General features: G+C 74.7%; 17 protein-coding genes. 10 read left to right on the top strand and 7 right to left on the bottom strand.

Going from position 1 to position 17,254, the window contains the following annotated elements:
• Positions 1–29: 29 nt before the first annotated feature.
• Both ELQ39_RS29505 and ELQ39_RS29500 read right to left on the bottom strand, forming a co-directional pair.
• Positions 30–1,400 (bottom strand): rhodanese-like domain-containing protein, encoded by a 1,371-nt coding sequence (locus ELQ39_RS29505; RefSeq protein WP_242594928.1) that lies wholly within the window; start codon positions 1,398–1,400, stop codon positions 30–32.
• A gap of 114 nt (positions 1,401–1,514) precedes the next feature.
• A complete protein-coding gene (locus ELQ39_RS29500) occupies positions 1,515–2,393 on the bottom strand; it encodes a universal stress protein (protein WP_242594926.1) in 879 nt (292 codons plus the stop codon).
• 587 nt (positions 2,394–2,980) lie between these two features.
• On the opposite strand from ELQ39_RS29500, the gene ELQ39_RS29495 reads away from it, so the two are divergent.
• From ELQ39_RS29495 to ELQ39_RS29470, 6 genes are all read left to right on the top strand, one after another.
• A complete protein-coding gene (locus ELQ39_RS29495) occupies positions 2,981–3,136 on the top strand; it encodes a hypothetical protein (protein WP_242594924.1) in 156 nt (51 codons plus the stop codon).
• A 9-nt stretch (positions 3,137–3,145) separates the two neighbouring features.
• A complete protein-coding gene (locus ELQ39_RS32600) occupies positions 3,146–3,262 on the top strand; it encodes a BON domain-containing protein (RefSeq protein WP_242594921.1) in 117 nt (38 codons plus the stop codon).
• Between the two features lie 132 nt (positions 3,263–3,394).
• Positions 3,395–3,682: a DUF1876 domain-containing protein gene (locus ELQ39_RS29485; RefSeq protein ID WP_242594919.1), complete on the top strand. Its 288-nt coding sequence runs from the start codon at positions 3,395–3,397 to the stop codon at positions 3,680–3,682.
• Between the two features lie 577 nt (positions 3,683–4,259).
• Positions 4,260–5,252, top strand: a complete 993-nt coding sequence (dhaK, locus tag ELQ39_RS29480; RefSeq protein WP_225629313.1) for a dihydroxyacetone kinase subunit DhaK — start codon at positions 4,260–4,262, stop codon at positions 5,250–5,252.
• 64 nt (positions 5,253–5,316) lie between these two features.
• A complete protein-coding gene (gene dhaL, locus ELQ39_RS29475; protein WP_190003853.1) occupies positions 5,317–5,940 on the top strand; it encodes a dihydroxyacetone kinase subunit DhaL in 624 nt (207 codons plus the stop codon).
• Between the two features lies 1 nt (position 5,941).
• Positions 5,942–6,352: a PTS fructose transporter subunit IIA gene (locus ELQ39_RS29470; protein WP_190003973.1), complete on the top strand. Its 411-nt coding sequence runs from the start codon at positions 5,942–5,944 to the stop codon at positions 6,350–6,352.
• Positions 6,353–6,377: 25 nt separating this feature from the next.
• Here the strand turns inward: ELQ39_RS29470 and ELQ39_RS29465 are convergent, their stop codons facing one another.
• On the bottom strand, positions 6,378–7,202 hold the full coding sequence (locus ELQ39_RS29465; RefSeq protein ID WP_391691464.1) for a glycoside hydrolase family 75 protein: 825 nt from the start codon (positions 7,200–7,202) through the stop codon (positions 6,378–6,380).
• 581 nt (positions 7,203–7,783) lie between these two features.
• Between ELQ39_RS29465 and ELQ39_RS29460 the strand changes: the two genes are divergently transcribed.
• Positions 7,784–8,788 (top strand): fibronectin type III domain-containing protein, encoded by a 1,005-nt coding sequence (locus ELQ39_RS29460; RefSeq protein WP_242594915.1) that lies wholly within the window; start codon positions 7,784–7,786, stop codon positions 8,786–8,788.
• 173 nt (positions 8,789–8,961) lie between these two features.
• Positions 8,962–9,498: a hypothetical protein gene (locus ELQ39_RS29455; RefSeq protein WP_190003850.1), complete on the top strand. Its 537-nt coding sequence runs from the start codon at positions 8,962–8,964 to the stop codon at positions 9,496–9,498.
• A 125-nt stretch (positions 9,499–9,623) separates the two neighbouring features.
• Here ELQ39_RS29455 and ELQ39_RS29450 read toward each other — a convergent pair whose 3' ends face one another.
• The 3 genes from ELQ39_RS29450 to ELQ39_RS29440 form a co-directional block, all read right to left on the bottom strand.
• Positions 9,624–10,178: a PadR family transcriptional regulator gene (locus ELQ39_RS29450; protein ID WP_190003849.1), complete on the bottom strand. Its 555-nt coding sequence runs from the start codon at positions 10,176–10,178 to the stop codon at positions 9,624–9,626.
• A 31-nt stretch (positions 10,179–10,209) separates the two neighbouring features.
• Positions 10,210–12,225 (bottom strand): FAD-dependent oxidoreductase, encoded by a 2,016-nt coding sequence (locus tag ELQ39_RS29445; protein ID WP_242594914.1) that lies wholly within the window; start codon positions 12,223–12,225, stop codon positions 10,210–10,212.
• Positions 12,226–12,347: 122 nt separating this feature from the next.
• A complete protein-coding gene (locus ELQ39_RS29440) occupies positions 12,348–12,719 on the bottom strand; it encodes a hypothetical protein (protein ID WP_225640832.1) in 372 nt (123 codons plus the stop codon).
• Between the two features lie 242 nt (positions 12,720–12,961).
• Between ELQ39_RS29440 and ELQ39_RS29435 the strand changes: the two genes are divergently transcribed.
• Positions 12,962–15,031 (top strand): SpoIIE family protein phosphatase, encoded by a 2,070-nt coding sequence (locus tag ELQ39_RS29435; protein ID WP_242594912.1) that lies wholly within the window; start codon positions 12,962–12,964, stop codon positions 15,029–15,031.
• Between the two features lie 498 nt (positions 15,032–15,529).
• Here ELQ39_RS29435 and ELQ39_RS29430 read toward each other — a convergent pair whose 3' ends face one another.
• On the bottom strand, positions 15,530–16,342 hold the full coding sequence (locus tag ELQ39_RS29430; RefSeq protein ID WP_242594910.1) for a putative protein N(5)-glutamine methyltransferase: 813 nt from the start codon (positions 16,340–16,342) through the stop codon (positions 15,530–15,532).
• 306 nt (positions 16,343–16,648) lie between these two features.
• Between ELQ39_RS29430 and ELQ39_RS29425 the strand changes: the two genes are divergently transcribed.
• Entirely contained in the window at positions 16,649–17,254 is a 606-nt protein-coding gene (locus tag ELQ39_RS29425) for a sulfite oxidase-like oxidoreductase (RefSeq protein ID WP_242594907.1), read from the top strand.

The raw sequence follows: 17,254 nt of genomic DNA, 5'->3' as shown, positions 1-17,254 counted from the left end.
CGGTCCCTCGTCGGGGAGGCTCCGGCTCCTCAGGACGTGCGGACGGTGAGCCCGGCCTCGCCGGCACGGTCGAAGGGGTCGTCCACCGCGACGACGTCACGGCCGGACGCGTCCAGCAGGGAGGCGGCGACGGCGGCGCGCATTCCGCTGCCGCAGTGCACCCACACCTGCCCGTCGGGCACCTCGCGCAGCCGGCCGCGCAGTTCGTGGACCGGGATGTGGACGGACCCGTCGACGTGACCGCGCGCCCGCTCGGAGGCGCGCCGCACGTCGAGCACCACGATCCCCTCGGCCGGGTGGCGCCGCGCCAGGTCGGCGAAGGTCGCGCGGGGGAAGGAGGCGGGGGTCTCGCCGGGGCGCAGCCAGTCGGCGGGGCCGCCGACGGCCGCGGCGGCGGGCCGGTCGATGCCGACCCGGGCCAGCTCCCGCTGCGCGTCCGCGAGCTGGGCGGGCGTCCCGGCGAGCAGGGTGACCGGCTTGCCCCAGGGGATCAGCCAGGCGAGATAGGTGGCGAGGTGTCCCTCAGCCTCGACGTTGTACGAGCCCGTCACATGGCCGGCGGCGAAGGCGACACGGTTGCGCAGGTCGACGACCCACTCCCCCTCAGCGAGCCGCGCGGCGATCGCGTCCGGGTCGGCGACGGCCGGCGGGGTCAGGTCGAGGGGCGCGGGGCCGGCGGCGTTGAGCGGGCCCATGTGCGCGTAGTAGGCGGGGACGTCGTCCAGTCCGGCCAGCAGACCGGCGACGAACGTGTCGGCGTCCGGGGCGGTGAGCGCCTCGTTGGACGCCTTCTCCTTGCCGATCGTGGTGCTGCCGCCTTCCTGCTGCGAGGACGAGCAGAAGCTGCCGAAGCCGTGGGTGGGCAGCACGGCCGTCTCGTCGGGGAGTTCGCCCGCGAGACGGTGGGCGGAGGCGTGCTGGGCGCGGGCGAGCCGTTCGGTCAGCCGGGGCTCGACCAGGTCGGGGCGTCCGACGGTGCCGATCAGCAGGGAGCCCCCGGTGAACACCGCGACGGCGGCGCCGTTGTCCTCCAGCGCGTACGCGGTGTGGTGCGGGGTGTGTCCGGGGGTGGCGAGCGCGCGCAGGACCAGGCCCGCGTCCTCGTCCACGGCCGTGCGGTCGCCGTCACGCACGGGGACACGCGGGAAGGAGACCCGCGCGTCGGCGGGTACCAGATAGGACGCGCCGGTGATCCGGGCGAGTTCGAGTCCGCCGGTGACGTAGTCGTTGTGCACGTGGGTCTCGGCGACGTACGCGATGCGCACCCCGCGCCGGGCGGCCGCGGCGATCACCCGGTCGATGTCGCGCGGCGGGTCGACCGCCACGGCCGTACGTGCGCCGCCGGCCAGGTAGCCGCGGTTGCCGAGTCCCGGCACCTCGATGGTGTCCACGAAGAACACGTGTCTCTCCTTCCCATGGTGAATTACCCCCTGGGGTATACCCTCACGGTAGCACGAGGTACCCCCAGGGGTATTTCGACGGGTCGGAGTGGGCGCGGCCGCGCCGCCCGGAGCTCAGCCGTGCGGGACGACGGCCAGCGGGCAGCCGGCCTGCTGGATCACGGCGTGGGTGACGGGGCCGGTGCGGGGCAGCGCGGGCCGGCCGGGCACCCGGCGCCCGACCACCAGCAGCCGCGCGCCGGAGGCCGCCTTCAGCAGGACGTCCGCGGGCTTGCCCTCGGCCACCGTCTCCAGCACCTCGACGTCGGGGTGCTTCTCCCGCCGGACCTGGAGCACGGCGGACAGGAAACGCAGCCACTCCTCGGCCCGCTCCTGATCACCGGCCGGACCGCCGCCGGACGCGCCCAGGGTGAGCCGGTCGGGCGCGCGCCAGGCGTGCACGGCGCGCAGCCGTGCGCGGCGCCGGCGGGCCGCCTCGAAGCCGTACGCGATCACCTCGTCGCAAGGTTCGATGACGTCCACCCCGAGCACGACGTCCCGTCGCCCGTCGCCGCCCGCCTCCGTCTCCTCCCCCGCCGCGTCCGTCCGTACGAGCACGACGGGGCGGGTGGCCCGCGCGACGACACCGAGCGAGACGGAACCGGCGAGCAGACCGGCGACCCGGCCGAGCCCCCGCGAGCCGAGCACCAGCGGATCGGCGTCCTCCGCGGCCTGCGCGAGGGCGGCCGCAGCGGGCCCCTCGGCCTGGACCTCGTCCACAGGTACCTCCGGCCGGACGGCGTGGACGCGCTCCGCCGCCCTGGCCAGGACCCGCAGCGCCAGGCGCTGCCCGGCGGAGCGGGCGGTGTCCGTCCCGCCGTGCCCCGGATACCGGCCCCGTACGTGCAGCAGCCGCAGGCCGGCTCCGCGGCGCGCGGCCTCGCGGGCGGCCCACTCGGCGGCCGCGAGGCTCTCGGCGGAACCGTCGACACCGACGACTACCGGCGACTCCATGACATGCACCTTTCGCTCGGAGCGTTCCCCCGCCGACGCCCAGCGTCGCCGGGGGCGGTGGCGGCCGGGGAGGGGCTACCGGGTCCCCGCGCGGGTCCGACAGGCCCGGCTCGGGCGGGACGAGCCCGAGGGGGGACGCCCCGCACATCCGGGCCGTTCGGCCCTGCTCCCCGCGCCCCTGAGGCCCCCGGATCCCCGTGGCGGCCGCCGGGCTGAAACAACCGCCTCCCGGCGAGGGCCCGTCCCGGCCGGCGGCGCCCCGGCTCGGCCAGGAGGTTCAGCGATGAAGATGACCACGGAGGTGGCCACCCCGCCGCGCACGGCACTCCGCTCAGGGACGTGGCCCGCTCGCTCGGGGAGCACCACGTCGACGGCCTGCCGGTGACGAACGGGGAGGACCGGGTCATCGGCGTGGTCTTCACGTCGGACCTGGCAGACACCCGTCCGCGCGTGGTGGGGCCGGGCGGCACGCCAGGCTCCTGCTGGGTCCGTCCTGTCAGCAGGATGCCCGGCGTTCACCGGGCCCGCACCGCGGGCGACGTGATGGCCGCCCCCGCGGTCACCATGGGAGCGCGCGGCTGCCGGTGGTGGACGAGGAGGATCGGCTCGTCGGCATCGTCACGCGCGGTGACCTGCCACAGGTCGTGCTGCGCGGCGACGGCGGCATCGAGCGCACGGTGCGCAGGGACGCCCTCGGGACGACGCACCGGCCGCCGCCGCGGGCGCTCGCCGTGGCGGTCTAGGACGGCGTGGTGCCCCTCACCGGACGGCTGGAGCGGCGCACCGACGTCGACATGGCGGTGCGGGCGGCGAGCCGGGTCGACGGAGTGGTCGCGGTGGTCGACCAGTTGTCGTACGCCGGGACGTGACAGACGCCGGGGGTACCCGGGTCCCACGGTACGTTCCCGGGACCTTCGGCCCCGTGCCTCGTGTCCGCCGGAGTCGGACGGTGGAGATGAAGCGACCGGCACGTCCGGGCCGCCCCGGCCGAGGAGGCAGTCATGTCGCACACCTTGGAATGGAAGACCCGTCTCCACCTCTTCGAGGAGGACGGGACGACGAAGGCGCACGCCACCCTCGACACCGGGACGACGACCCTCACCGGTCACGGCGCCGCCCACCGGAACCCGGCGGACCCGGACGTCCCGGAGATCGGCGACGAGCTGGCCGCCGGCCGCGCCCTGCGCGACCTGGGCCAACAGCTCCTCGACATCGCGCAGCGCGACGTCGAGGGCGTGGGCGCGCGAAGCGGCCCGGGAACCGGCCCGGTTCTGGGCTGGTCCCTCTAGTCGGGCCGCGCCCGAACCGACACCCGGGACCGCAGCCGGGAGCCGAACCTCGCCGAGGAGCAGCGGCACCAGCATCTGCGGCAGGAGCGCCCCCGCTGCTGGGCGACGCCGATGCCCGCGATCACCGACACGGACCCGTACACGGGGCGGCGGCCACAGCGGTGCGGACGGTCCGCCTCCGGTCCCGCTGCACCGCCACGGTGCAGGGCGCCACCATGCACGCCGCTCCGGTGGCTATCGGGGCAGGGAGTCTGTCCGCCGCCATGCGTACGACCGCGGGAGCGGCCGCCGTGGCGGGGGGCCGTCGGTGAAACCCGGCGACGCCCTCTTGGAACGCTCATGCGAAGGGCAGATCCTGAGCTGTGGCCGTATCGCGGCCGAGATCGTCCGGCTCGTCGGACGCCGTCTCACGTGCTCTCTCCGGGCGCAAGGCCGATACTGCCCCTGTGGGGTTCCTACCGGTACACAGTCGCCCCGCGACAGCTCAGCAGCACCGACAGCACGGACGACGGCTCGGCCACCGCCCGGCCGGCACCACAGGTTCGACGGCTCACCTGCTCAGCCCTAGGAGGTACCCATGAAGATGCTGATCAACGTTCCGGAAACCGTGGTGGCGGACGCGCTGCGCGGTATGGCGGCGGCCCATCCCGAGCTGACGGTGGACGTGGAGAACCGGGTGGTGGTCCGCAAGGACGCGCCGGTCGCGGGGAAGGTCGGCCTGGTGTCCGGCGGAGGCTCCGGGCACGAGCCGCTGCACGGCGGGTTCGTGGGCCCCGGCATGCTGTCCGCGGCCTGTCCCGGCGAGGTGTTCACCTCTCCCGTGCCCGACCAGATGGTGCGGGCCGCGGCGGCCGTGGACAGCGGCGCCGGGGTGCTGTTCATCGTGAAGAACTACACCGGCGACGTGCTCAACTTCGACATGGCGGCCGAGCTCGCCGAGGACGAGGGCGTGCAGGTTGCGAAGGTGCTGGTCAACGATGACGTGGCGGTGACCGACAGCCTGTACACGGCGGGGCGCCGGGGCACCGGGGCGACGCTGTTCGTGGAGAAGATCGCGGGCGCGGCGGCCGAGGAGGGCCAGCCGCTGGAGCGGGTGACCGCGCTCGCCAAGCAGGTGAACGAGAACTCCCGCAGCTTCGGTGTGGCGCTCAGCGCGGTCACCACGCCCGCCAAGGGCTCGCCGACGTTCGACCTGCCGGCCGGCGAGCTGGAGCTGGGCATCGGCATCCACGGCGAGCCGGGCCGCGAGCGGCGTCCGATGATGACGTCCGGCGAGATCGCCGACTTCGCCGTCGGCGCGATTCTCGACGACCTCACCCCGCGCAACCCGGTACTGGTGCTGGTCAACGGCATGGGCGCCACTCCGCTGCTGGAGCTGTACGGCTTCAACGCCGAGGTGCAGCGGGTGCTCGCCGAGCGCGGCGTCCCGGTGGCCCGGGTCCTCGTCGGCAACTACGTCACGTCCCTGGACATGGCGGGTGCCTCCGTCACCCTCTGCCAGGTCGACGAGGAGCTGCTGCGCCTGTACGACGCGCCGGTGAGTACGCCCGGGCTGCGCTGGGGTATGTGATCCACTCCGGGACAGATCGACACCGGGGCCGGCGCCCCGGTCACCTACCACGCGAGGAGTTCCCGTGCTGGACGCCGACTTCTTCCGCCGTTGGATGACGGTCACCGCCGCTTCCGTGGACAGCGAGGCGGAACGGCTCACCGCCCTCGACTCGGAGATCGGCGACGCCGATCACGGCAGCAATCTGCAGCGCGGATTCCGGGCGGTGAAGGACGCGCTGGACAAGGAGCCGCCCGCCACGCCCGGCGCGGTGCTCACCCAGGCGGGACGCCTGCTGGTGTCCACGGTGGGCGGTGCGTCCGGTCCGCTGTACGGGACGTTGCTGCGCCGCGCCGGGAAGACGCTCGGCGAGGCCGCCGAGGTGGACCGCCAGCAGCTGGCCGAGGCGCTGCGGGCCGGGGTGGACGCCGTGATGAAGCTGGGCGGGGCGGCGCCGGGCGACAAGACGATGATCGACGCGCTGCTCCCCGCGGTGGACGCGCTCGGCGAGTCGTTCGCGGCGGCGCGGGACGCGGCGCGGGACGGCGCGGTCGCGACGACGCCGATGCTCGCCCGCAAGGGCAGGGCGAGCTATCTCGGCGACCGCAGCATCGGGCACCAGGACCCCGGCGCCACCTCGGCTGCGCTGCTGGTCGCCGCCCTGCTGGAGGCCGAGCCCGGGGACGCGGAGGCGGGCGGCGGTGAGTGAGATGAGCGGCGAGAAGCTGGTCGGGATCGTCCTGGTGTCGCACAGCGCGGCGGTCGCGGCCTCCGTGGCGGAGCTGGCGCAGGGGCTCTCCGGCTCGGGTGCGTCGGTGCCGGTCGCCCCCGCGGGCGGCACCGGGAGCGGCGAGCTCGGCACCAGCGCGGAGCTGATCGCCGCGGCGGCGGCGTCCGTGGACCGGGGCGCGGGCGTCGCGGTGCTCACCGACCTGGGCAGCGCGGTGCTCACCGTGAAGGCGCTGCTGGCCGAGGGCGACGAACTCCCGGAGCACACGCAGCTGGTGGACGCCCCGTTCCTGGAGGGCGCGGTGGCCGCGGTGGTCACCGCCTCCACGGGCGCGGACCTCGCGGCGGTGGCGGCGGCGGCCTCGGAGGCGTACGGCTACCGGAAGGTGTGAGGACGGCGGGACAGCGTGCCGCCGGTCAGTCCGCGGAGTCGACGAACTCCCGTGCCAGCCGCTCCCCTTGGGTTTCCGCGGCCTCCCGGTCCTCCAGCGGGGCGACCCGGCTGTCCTTGAACACGATGTACGTCACCCCGGAGGGGGTGCCGCCGGAGCGCGGGTCCGGGTCGATGCCCAGGGACTTGGCCGCCGCGTAGGACGCCTCGCCGATGATGTCGGCCGGGCCGGTGTCGCCGACGACCGCGTAGCTGACGCGGTCGCGGTAGACGACGGCCGCGACCGATCCGCCGCGCACGCCGTGTTCGCGGTAGTCCCAGACGGAGCTGGGCGCGGGGACCACGACGTAGGGCAGCTTCTCGGAGCTGAGCGCACGGCCGTCGGACTGCGCGAACGCGGTGGAGGAGGAGAAGTTCGGGTCGGTGGCGGCGTTGCAGTGGCGGCCCGGGCGGCCGTCGCAGTCGATGTCCATGTCCGCCTTCCAGTACACCGCCTCGCGCGTGCCGCACACCGGGACGGTGGCCGCGCGGCCGCGGTCCTTGCGGTAGCGGCCCTTCGAGACGGAGGTACAGCCGCTCACCCTGGCCAGCAGGTCGGCCGCGGTGACGGGGGCCGGGGTCGCGGGGGCGGAGGGCTCGGAGCCCGACGGGGAGGGGCCTGAGTCCGTGGGGACGGGGGTTGCGGTGCCCGTGGTCGTCGCCGCGTCGGATGCCGTGGCGTCCGAGGTCGCGGTGTCCGGGGTACCGGAGCCGCCCGCCCCGGGTGCCCCCGGTCGCCCGGTCGCGGAACCGTCAGGGCCCGTGCCCGGCGTCAGCACCTCCCGCGCGCCGTCCCGGGCGACCGGCCCGATGCGGCCCCGGTGGGGTGCGGCGACGTGCGCCAGGGCGGTGGGGCGGGCGGCGGCCGCGGGGCCCGCGGCCTCGCGCCGCACCTCGGCCCTGGACGGACGGAGGTGGACCGACTCCGCGGCGGAGGACGCCGAGGGGGCCAGCAGTGCCACGCCGGCCACGGCGACGGTGAGCGTCTGGACACGGGACACGGTCGGATGAGCCTCTCGTCGGGAACAGGGACGCACACCCAGTGCACTTTGCCCCATTTCGTCCCGGCGCGAGAGAGGTGACCACCCCGAAAGGGGCCGGACGGGGCATCCGGGAACCGACGGAGGCGGAGGGTGCCGGAGACCCGGGCGCGCGTCTGCCCGGGCCGTCCAGCCACCCGTGACGGCGCGGGATCAGCGACGACAGCGGTCCGCGCCTCGAGCCCGAACACCCCGTCCTGCAGGGGCGGTTCGGCCCGTTCCGCATTCAGGATACGTAACCCGCCGCCGCGGTCGACCCGCACCACCCTCTTGAGGTGAGCGCGTCAGAGGGCTCATATTGGTACGGACCTTTGAACGGACCGGTCCTTCATGGACCTCCAGGAGGCGAAGTCGTGCGTGGCGTTACCCCAACCGCGTCATCGCGCCGCCTGCTCGCGCTCTGCGCGGTCGTGCTGCTGGCCGTCTCCTGCCGCTGGGGCGGCCAGGACGACACCGGCGGCGAACGGCCGCCCGGGGCGCCGACGGGCGTCACCGCCCAGGCGGGCAGCTCCACCAGCGTCCACGTCATGTGGAACCGCGCCGCCCCGTCGGGATCCGACGTGACCGGCTACGAGGTGTACCGGGGGCGCACCAAGGTCCAGCGGGTGCCCGCTTCGACGCACATGGTGGACGTCACCAGGCTCCGCCCCGCCACCACCTACGTCTTCACGGTGCGCGCCCGTGACGCGGACGGGCGGCTCGGCCCGCCCAGCCGCGAGGTGCGGGCCACGACCCCAGCGGCGGCCCGGGCGGACACCGCGCCGCCCACCGCACCCGGGCGCCTGGAGGGACGCGCGGCCGGCAGCCGGGCGGCCCAGCTCTCCTGGACCGCGGCGCGGGACGACCGCGATGTGGTGTCGTACGACATCTACCAAGGCGAGTCGAAGATCCACAGTGTGGGCGGGAACCAGACGGCCGCCGTGGTCACGGGGCTGCGGCCCGGCACCCGCTACGTCTTCACGGTGCGCGCCCGGGACGCGGCGGACAACCTCTCGCCGCCCGCCCCCGCCGTCCGCCTCACCACCGCCGAGGGCGCGGAGGGCGGCGCCACGGCCACCGCACCCACCGACTTCCGCGCGGCGACGCGGCGTTCGGGCGAGGCGTACGACATCGTGCTCTCCTGGACGCCGCCGCGCGTCGACGGAACGGTCACCGAGTACGAGGTCCGGCTGGACGGACGGCCCGTCACCTCGCTGGTGTACGGCGGCGAGGCGCCCCGGGACCGTGCCACGTACCGCTTCTACGCGGGCGAGGAGGCGGGGGTCACGCACCGGGTGCGGATCAGGGCGCTGCTGCCGGACGGCACCTGGGGCGCCTTCTCGGCCGAGCGGACGGTGACGACGGGCGCCGGCGGCTGACGCCGGCACAGCCCCCGCTGAGCCGCCCGGAGGACCCCGTCACCTGCACGGATGCGGCCGGAGTGCGCGAGGGGCGGGCTGCCCGTTGGCTGGCGTCGTGGCGGCACGGGCGCTCCCCGACCTCGGCGGCGCAAGGGATGTACCGCCGGCCGTGCCGCCGGAAGGCAGTCCACATGAGCATCTCGAAGCCTTTGCTCCGCCTCGGACCGACCGTGGCAGCCGCCGCCGCGCTCGCCCTGATGCCGGCCGGACCGGCGGCCGCGGACGGAATCTCCGTCAGCACCACCGGGAACACGGTCTCGGTGAGCACCACCGCGTGCACCCAGATCAACGGCCACTGGGGCACCGCCTCACTGCTCGGCAGCGGTCAGGCGAACTTCTCGCAGGGCCGCCAGGTGGCGCTGTCCGGGACGTCCGCGGGCCAGTCCGCGGCCTGGTCCAACGTCAGCGCGGGCACATACACGGTGATCGTGGTGTGCTCGGGCGGCAGCACCGCGGGCACCCAGTCCGTGGTCGTGTCCCCGGCGCCCAGCCCCTCGGTCTCCCCCACGGCGTCGCCGTCCCGCGGTGTGATGGGCGGCGTCGGCGGCGGTTCGAAGGACTACGGCACCGTCACGGCGGTGGCGGGCGGCGCGCTGGTCGGCGCCGGCGTCCTCGGCACCGTGCTGTACCTGCGCCGCCGCAACACGGCCCGCCCGACCCACCTCTAGACCCGGCGCCGGCCGCCCACGTCCGAAGCGCTCCGGTCGGGCGACCGGCGTCGACCCTCCCCGCGCCCCTGCAGGGGCGCGGGGAACGGCGCGCCAAGCCCACCAACCGGCCCGCACGCACGCGACTACCCCTGCCGCCCCCGCACATCCAACTCGGCGAACTCCGCCAACGCGTGATCGAGCCACTGCGTCCAGAACGTCTCCAGATCGATCCCGGCCCGCAGCACAAGGTGGCGCAGCCGATCCTCCGCCCCGCCCCTCCCGGGAGGGAAATCCCTCCGCTCGATCTCCCGGTACGTCTCCAACTGCCGTGCGTGCAGCTCCCGGTGACGCCGGAGATCCTCTTCCAGCCCCTCCGTCCCCACCACGGCAGCGGCCCGCAGCCGCAGCAGCAGAGCGTCCCGGTGCGGCTTGGGGTCCTGGGACGCGGCCGTCCAGCGGGCCAGCTCCTCCCGCCCCGCCGGCAGCACCTCGTACGCCTTCTTCTGCCCGCGTGCGGGCTGCTCCGAGGGGAGGGCCCGGATCAGGCCCTCCCCCTCCAGCTTCCCCAGCTCCCGGTAGATCTGCTGATGCGTCGCGGACCAGAAGTAGCCGATCGACCGGTCGAAGCGGCGGGTCAGCTCCAGCCCCGACGACGGCTTCTCGAGCAGGGCGGTGAGGATCGCGTGCGGGAGTGACATGCGCTCATCCTAGGGACGGGTCGGCGCGCCCCTAGAGCGCCGCCGCGAGCTCGGTGCCCTGCTTGATGGCGCGCTTGGCGTCCAGTTCGGCGGCCACGTCGGCGCCGCCGATGAGGTGGACGGGGCTGCCCGCCGCGACCAGCTCCTCGTAGAGGTCCCGGCGCGGCTCCTGGCCGGTGCACAGCACGATGGTGTCGACCTCGAGGACGGTGCTCTCCTCGCCGACGGTGACGTGCAGCCCGGCGTCGTCGATCCGGTCGTAGCGCACGCCGGGGACCATGGTGACGCCGCGGTGCCGGAGCTCCGTGCGGTGGATCCAGCCGGTGGTCTTGCCGAGCCCCGCGCCGACCTTGGAGGTCTTGCGCTGGAGCAGGTGGACGGTGCGCGGCGGGGCGGGCCGCTCGGGGGCGGCGAGACCGCCGGGCGCGCGGTAGTCGAGGTCGACGCCCCACAGGCGGAAGTACGTCTCGGGGTCCTCGTGCGCCTTGTCGCCGCCGTCGGTGAGGTACTCGGCCACGTCGAAGCCGATGCCGCCGGCGCCGAGGATCGCGACGCGGTCCCCGACGGGCGCGCCGTCCCGCAGCACGTCGAGGTAGCCGACGACGCTCGGGTGGTCGACGCCGGGGATGTCGGGGACGCGGGGGGTGACGCCGGTGGCGACGACGACCTCGTCGTAGCCGGTGACGTCGTCGGCGGTGACCCGGGTGTCGAGGCGGACGTCGACGGCGAGGTCGGCGAGGCGGGTGCGGAAGTAACGCAGCGTCTCGTCGAACTCCTGCTTGCCGGGGACCTTGCGGGCGACGTTGAGCTGACCTCCGATCTCGCTCGCGGCGTCGAACAGCGTGACGTCGTGGCCGCGTTCGGCGGCGGAGACCGCGCAGGCGAGTCCGGCCGGTCCGGCGCCGACGACGGCGACGCGCTTGCGGCGGCGGGTCGGGGAGAGCACCAGCTCGGTCTCGTGGCAGGCGCGCGGGTTGACCAGGCAGGAGGTGATCTGGCCGCTGAAGGTGTGGTCCAGGCAGGCCTGGTTGCAGCCGATGCAGGTGTTGATGGCCTCGGGGCGGCCGTCGGCGGCCTTGGCGACGAAGTCGGGGTCGGCGAGCATCGGGCGGGCCATGGACACCATGTCCGCGGTGCCGTCGGCGAGCAGCTGCTCGGCCAGCTCCGGGGTGTTGATGCGGTTGGTGGTGACCAGCGGGACGGACACCTCGCCCATGAGCCGCTTGGTGACCCAGGTGTAGGCGCCGCGCGGGACGGAGGTGGCGATGGTGGGGATGCGGGCCTCGTGCCAGCCGATGCCGGTGTTGATGATCGTGGCGCCGGCCGCCTCGATCGCCCTGGCGAGGGTGACGACCTCCTCCAGGGTGGAGCCGCCGGGCACCAGGTCGAGCATGGAGAGCCGGTAGATCAGGATGAAGTCGTCGCCGACCGCCTCGCGGACGCGGCGGACGATCTCGACCGGGAAGCGCATGCGGTTCTCGTAGGAGCCGCCCCAGCGGTCGGTGCGGTGGTTGGTCCGGCCGGCGATGAACTCGTTGATGAGGTAGCCCTCGGAGCCCATGATCTCGACGCCGTCGTAGCCGGCCTGCCGGGCGAGGCGGGCGGCGCGCGCGTAGTCGTCGATGGTCCGCTCGACGTCGGCGTCGGTCAGCTCGCGCGGCACGAAGGGGCTGATCGGCGCCTGGACGGGGCTGGGGGCGACCAGGTCCCGGTGGTATGCGTAACGGCCGAAGTGGAGGATCTGCAGGGCGATGCGGCCGCCCTCGCGGTGGACGGCCGCGGTGACGACCCGGTGCTGCTCGGCCTCCTCGTCGCAGGTGAGCTTGGCGCCGCCCTCGTAGGGGCGCCCCTCGTCGTTGGGGGCGATGCCGCCGGTGACGATGAGGCCGACGCCGCCGCGGGCGCGCGCGGCGTAGAACTCGGCCATGCGGGAGAAGCCGCCCTCGGCCTCCTCGAGACCGATGTGCATGGACCCCATGAGGACCCGGTTGGGCAGCGTGGTGAAGCCCAGGTCCAAGGGGCTCAGCAGGTGGGGGTAACGGCTCATCGGGCCCTCCGTGCGCGGTGTGGTGCCTGTAGTTGTAGGGCACGCGCACCGGCTTATGCAACTAGTTGCACAATGGAGGTGACGGAGGGCACAGCGTCCCGGCCGGGCTTACGGGTCGGCTCTCACCTGCTCTCGAGGCGGACGTGCAGTTCGCGCTCCTGGTCGCCGGAGACCTTGCTCAGTTCCCTCACCCGGAACAGGTCGTCCAGCGTGGTGCGGAACCGGTCGATCGCCCAGTAGCCGCCGTGCACGTCGGCGTCGACCGAGGAGGACAGCCGCGCGGGGCGGGCCTGGCCTTCGTGCGCTTCGGCCACGTCGAACGTGCCGAGCCAGACCGTGGGCCGTGTCTCGTGCAGTTCCTCGGGCACGTCGTCGGCGCACCGGTCCGACGAGAAGCAGGCGCACAGGGTGTCGAAGACGATCCGGGCGTCGTCCTTGCTGCATCCGCTGATCTCGACCGACACGGATTCCGGGTGCGTGGGCTCGCTGACCATCGTGATCACTCCTCTCGTGGTCGCACCGCCGTCCCCGCCCTACCTCAGCAAAGCACCGCACACCGGAACGCACTACCCGCGCGCTCCTCCCACGATGACGCGGGCGCGGTCACCGGCCAGGATGGGGGGAGAGCAGGAACGGGACGACAGGAGCGGCGGAAAATCGCCCTCGCGCGCGGTACAACAAAGGGACGGCGGCGCGGCGACGGCGTGCCGCGGACTCGGCGAAGGCGGGGCGTGGGATGAGCGCAGCGTGGTCACTCCCGGCCGGCGGGGACGGTCCGGCGCGTCCCAGCGGGCTGCTCGACGTCCTGCGCGTGGCCTCGGTCGTCCTGGACGCCGAGGGGCGGATCGTGCTGTGGAGCCCCCAGGCGGAGGAGCTGTTCGGCTACACCGCCCAGGAGGCGCTGGGCCGGTACGCCGCCCGGATCATGGTGCACGAGGAGCACCTCGACCTGGTGAAGAAGCTCTTCGCCGAGGTCATGCGCACCGGGCGGAGCTGGGCGGGGGCCTTCCCGATCCGGCGCAAGGACGGCGGGACCCGGCTGGTGGAGTTCCGCAACATGCGGCTGCTGGACGACCGGGGACAGGTGTACGCCCTCGGTCTCGCGGTCGACCAGTCGACGGTGCGGCGGCTGGAGCAGGACGTGGCGCTGTCCACCCGGATCGTCGCTCAGTCCCCCATCGGCCTCGCCGTGCTGGACGCGGAACTGCGGTACGTGTCGGTGAACCCGGCGCTGGAGCAGATGAACGGCCTGTCGGCCGACGAGCACCTGGGCCGCACGATGCGGGAGGTGCTGCCGCTGGTGGACGCGGCCGCCATCGAGGAGGCGGCCCGGGAGGTGCTGCGGACCGGGCGGCCGGTGGTCGACCGGTCGATGACCGGCCGCACTCCGGCCGACCCCGACGCCGAACACGCCTGGACCGTGTCCCTGTACCGGCTGGAGAACACCCTCGGCACGGTCCTGGGCGTGGCCGTGTCGGTGGTCGACATCACCGACCAGTACCGTGCGAACGCCGAAGCGGAGACCGCGCGCCGCAGGATCGCGCTGATCGCCGACGCCTCCGCACGGATCGGCACCACGCTGGACCTGGACCGCACGGCCGGCGAACTCGCCGACGTGGCCGTCCCCGAACTGGCCGACGCGGCCGCGGTGGACCTGCTCGACGCGGTCGTACGGGGCCGCCGCACCGTCCTCGGCCCGGCCGAGCCGGCGCTGATGCGGGCGCTGGCGGTGCGCTGGGTCGACGCGTCCGACGCGGTGCCGGCGGCCGACCCGCCGGGCGAGGTGATCCGGTACGCGCCGGACCGGCTGATCACCGAGTGCGTGCGCACGGGGCTGCCGGTGATGGTGCCGCAGGTGAAGGACGAGGACCTGCTGCGGATCGCCCGCTCCTCCGAGGCCGCCGAGATACTCGCCCGGGCGGGCGTCCACTCGTACCTGGCCGTGCCGCTGATCGCGCGCGGGGAGGTGCTGGGCGCGCTCGACCTGATCCGTACGCGCAACCCCCGGCCGTTCGACGAGGACGACCTGCTGCTCGCCCGGGAGCTGGCCTCGCGGGCGGCCGTGCAGATCGACAACGCGCGCTGGTACCAGAACGCCCGCGACACCGCGCTCACGCTGCAGCGCAGCCTGCTGCCCAGCCATCCGTCCGTGACGGGCGGACTCGAGGTCGCCTCCCGCTACCAGCCGGCGGGCGCCACCAGCGAGGTCGGCGGCGACTGGTTCGACGTGATCCCGCTGGACGACGACCGTACGGCGCTCGTCGTGGGCGATGTGATGGGCAGCGGCGTCCCGGCCGCCGCCACCATGGGCCGGCTGCGGACCGCCACCCACACGCTGGCGTCCCTCGGGCTCGACCCGGCGGTGCTGCTGGAGCACCTGAACCGGATCACCATGGAACTGGACGAGGCGATCGCCACCTGCGTCTACGCCGTCCACGACCGGCGCGAGCGGCGCTGCGTCATCTCCAACGCCGGTCACCTCCCCCCGGCCCGCATCCGCGCCGGCGGGACGCCCGAACTGCTGGACCTGCCCACGGGCGTGCCGCTGGGCGTGGGCGGGGTCGCCTTCTCCACGACCACGATCGACCTGGAGCCGGGCGACCGTCTCGTCTTCTACACCGACGGCCTTGTGGAGACCCGCCGCGATCCCCTGGACGCCCGCCTGGACCGCCTCCTCACCCTCCTCGACACCCCCGCCCGCTCCCTGGACGAGGTCTGCGAACTCCTCCTCCGCACCCTGCACGAGCCGGACAACTTCGACGACGTCGCCCTGCTGATCGCCCGGGTGACGGCACCCGGGGACTGAGAACGAGGGCGCCGCGCCCCCGGAGGGCCGCCTGCGACGGTGCTCCGGCGCGCGGGACGCCGAGGGCGGGGCCCCTCGCCCCTCTCCGGCCACGAGTGCCGAGCCGCGCCCCGCCGACAGCGGCCGGTCCGAGCCCCGGCCCAAGGCCGGACGTGCCCGTGAGGAGGTCCACGACCACGACCCCGGGGACGTGCTCGGCACGGCCGGTGCGGCGCGCACGACGCGGACGGGCGCTCCGCTCGTCGGGTGAACCCGCCGCGCGGGGGCGGCGGGGCGCCTTCCACGGCGACCGACCGTGAGTCGACCTCGGCCGCACAACCGCCTGCCGCACACCCGCCGAACCGCTTCCCGCACGAGGGCGGGCGCGCCGTCGGCGGTGGGGCGCGCACGACGCGGACGGGCGGTCCCGCCCTTCCCGGGAGGGCCCCCACCGCTGGCGGCGCGCGGCTCAGGGGCCGTCCCGAGGCCGGCGCCGGGGCGCGTCAGCGGGCGCCCCCCTCACGGCCGTCTGCCGATCACCACCCGCGCCGGGCGCTCCTCGCAGACCGCCAGGTGGGCGTCGAGGCCCGACTCGGTGAAGGCGGACAGGGCCCCTGGGGCCTGGTGCGGGCTCGTTTCGATCAGGAGGCGGCCGCCCGGGGCCAGCCACGTCGGGGCCTCCGCGGCGACCCGGCGGAGGACGTCGAGGCCGTCCGCGCCGCCGTCGAGGGCGACGCGGGGCTCGTGGTCGCGGGCCTCGGCCGGGAGGAGGGCGATCTCGTCGCTGGGCACGTACGGGACGTTGGCGGCGAGGACGTCCACGCGGCCCCGCAGCCGCGCGGGCAGCGCGTCGAACAGGTCGCCCTGGTGGACGTGTCCGCCGAGCGCCGCGACGTTGCGGCGGGCGCAGCGCACGGCGGCCGGGTCGATGTCGGCGGCGTGCAGGTCCACCGCGCCGAGCGCGGCCGCCAGGGCCGCGCCGACCGCGCCCGAGCCGCAGCACAGGTCCACGACGACGGAGGCGCCGGGCGCGAGGGCGAGCGCCTGCTCGACGAGGAATTCGGTGCGCCGGCGCGGGACGAACACGCCCGGTTCCACGAGGATCCGTCGGCCGCCGAACTCGGCCCAGCCGACGACGAGTTCGAGGGGCAGTCCGGCGGCGCGGCGGGTGACCATCCCGTCGACGGCACCGGGGTCGCCGTCCGCCGCGGCGAGGATCATGTCGGCCTCGTCCTCGGCGAAGACGCAGCCCGCCGCGCGCAGCGTGGCCGCGACCGCGTCACGGGACGGGAGGGCGGCAGACGAGGGGTGAGGGTCGGAACGGTGGGGCAAGAGCCTGGCCTTTCGGGAGCCGAAGGGCGCTCTCGGGGTCACCCGCTCCGGGTGGACCGTGTCGCTTCGAGGTGAGAGCACCCGACCTGACAAGCGGTAATGGGTCTCACCTCCTCGGTGGACGGCCGGGTCGGTCCGCGGCCGGACGGCCACCCTACCCGACGATCACCACAGTGGTGCGGCGCCCGCACTGCTTCCTGCCGTGTGCCTGGCGCCCCACCGCCCCGTGCCGTGCGGGCGGCGGACACCACGTACCGTGGAGTGCGGTAACCGCCAGCACCACCCGCAACGGAAAACGCCGATCACGTGAACATCACCCGAGGCTTCACCGGCCGCCCCCGCGTGCACCATCCCGGGCTGCCGCCCGGGCAGTACGACGCGCGGGACGAATGGCCCGTCCTGTCCGCCGAGGTCACCCCCGACCTGGCGCCCGAGGACTGGACCTTCCGGATCGACGGCCTGGTGGCCGAGCCCCGCACCTGGGACTGGGAGCAGGCCCACGCGCTGCCCGCCGACGCGTACGAGGGCGACATCCACTGTGTGACGGGCTGGTCGAAGTTCGGGGTGCGGTTCGGAGGCGTCTCGCTGGACGCCTTCCTGGACCGGGCCGGGCCCCTGCCGTCGGCCACGCACGTGGTGGCGTACGCGCACACCGGGTACACCACGAACCTCCCCCTCGCCGACGTGACCGGCGGTCGCGCCTGGATCGTCTGGGAGTACGGCGGCGAGCCGCTGCCCGCCGAGCACGGCGGCCCTGCGCGGCTGATCGTGCCGCACCTGTACTTCTGGAAGAGCGCCAAGTGGATCGCGGGGCTGCGGCTGCTGGACCACGACGAGCCGGGCTTCTGGGAGGGCAACGGCTATCACGCGCGGGGCAACCCGTGGGAGGAGCAGCGGTACTCCGGTGACTGA

It is taken from the genome of Streptomyces sp. GB4-14 (genome assembly GCF_022696125.1).
Classification (GTDB): domain Bacteria; phylum Actinomycetota; class Actinomycetes; order Streptomycetales; family Streptomycetaceae; genus Streptomyces; species Streptomyces werraensis.
Note: the sequence above shows the minus strand (reverse complement) of the source record. Positions and strands in the feature narration are given on the sequence as shown.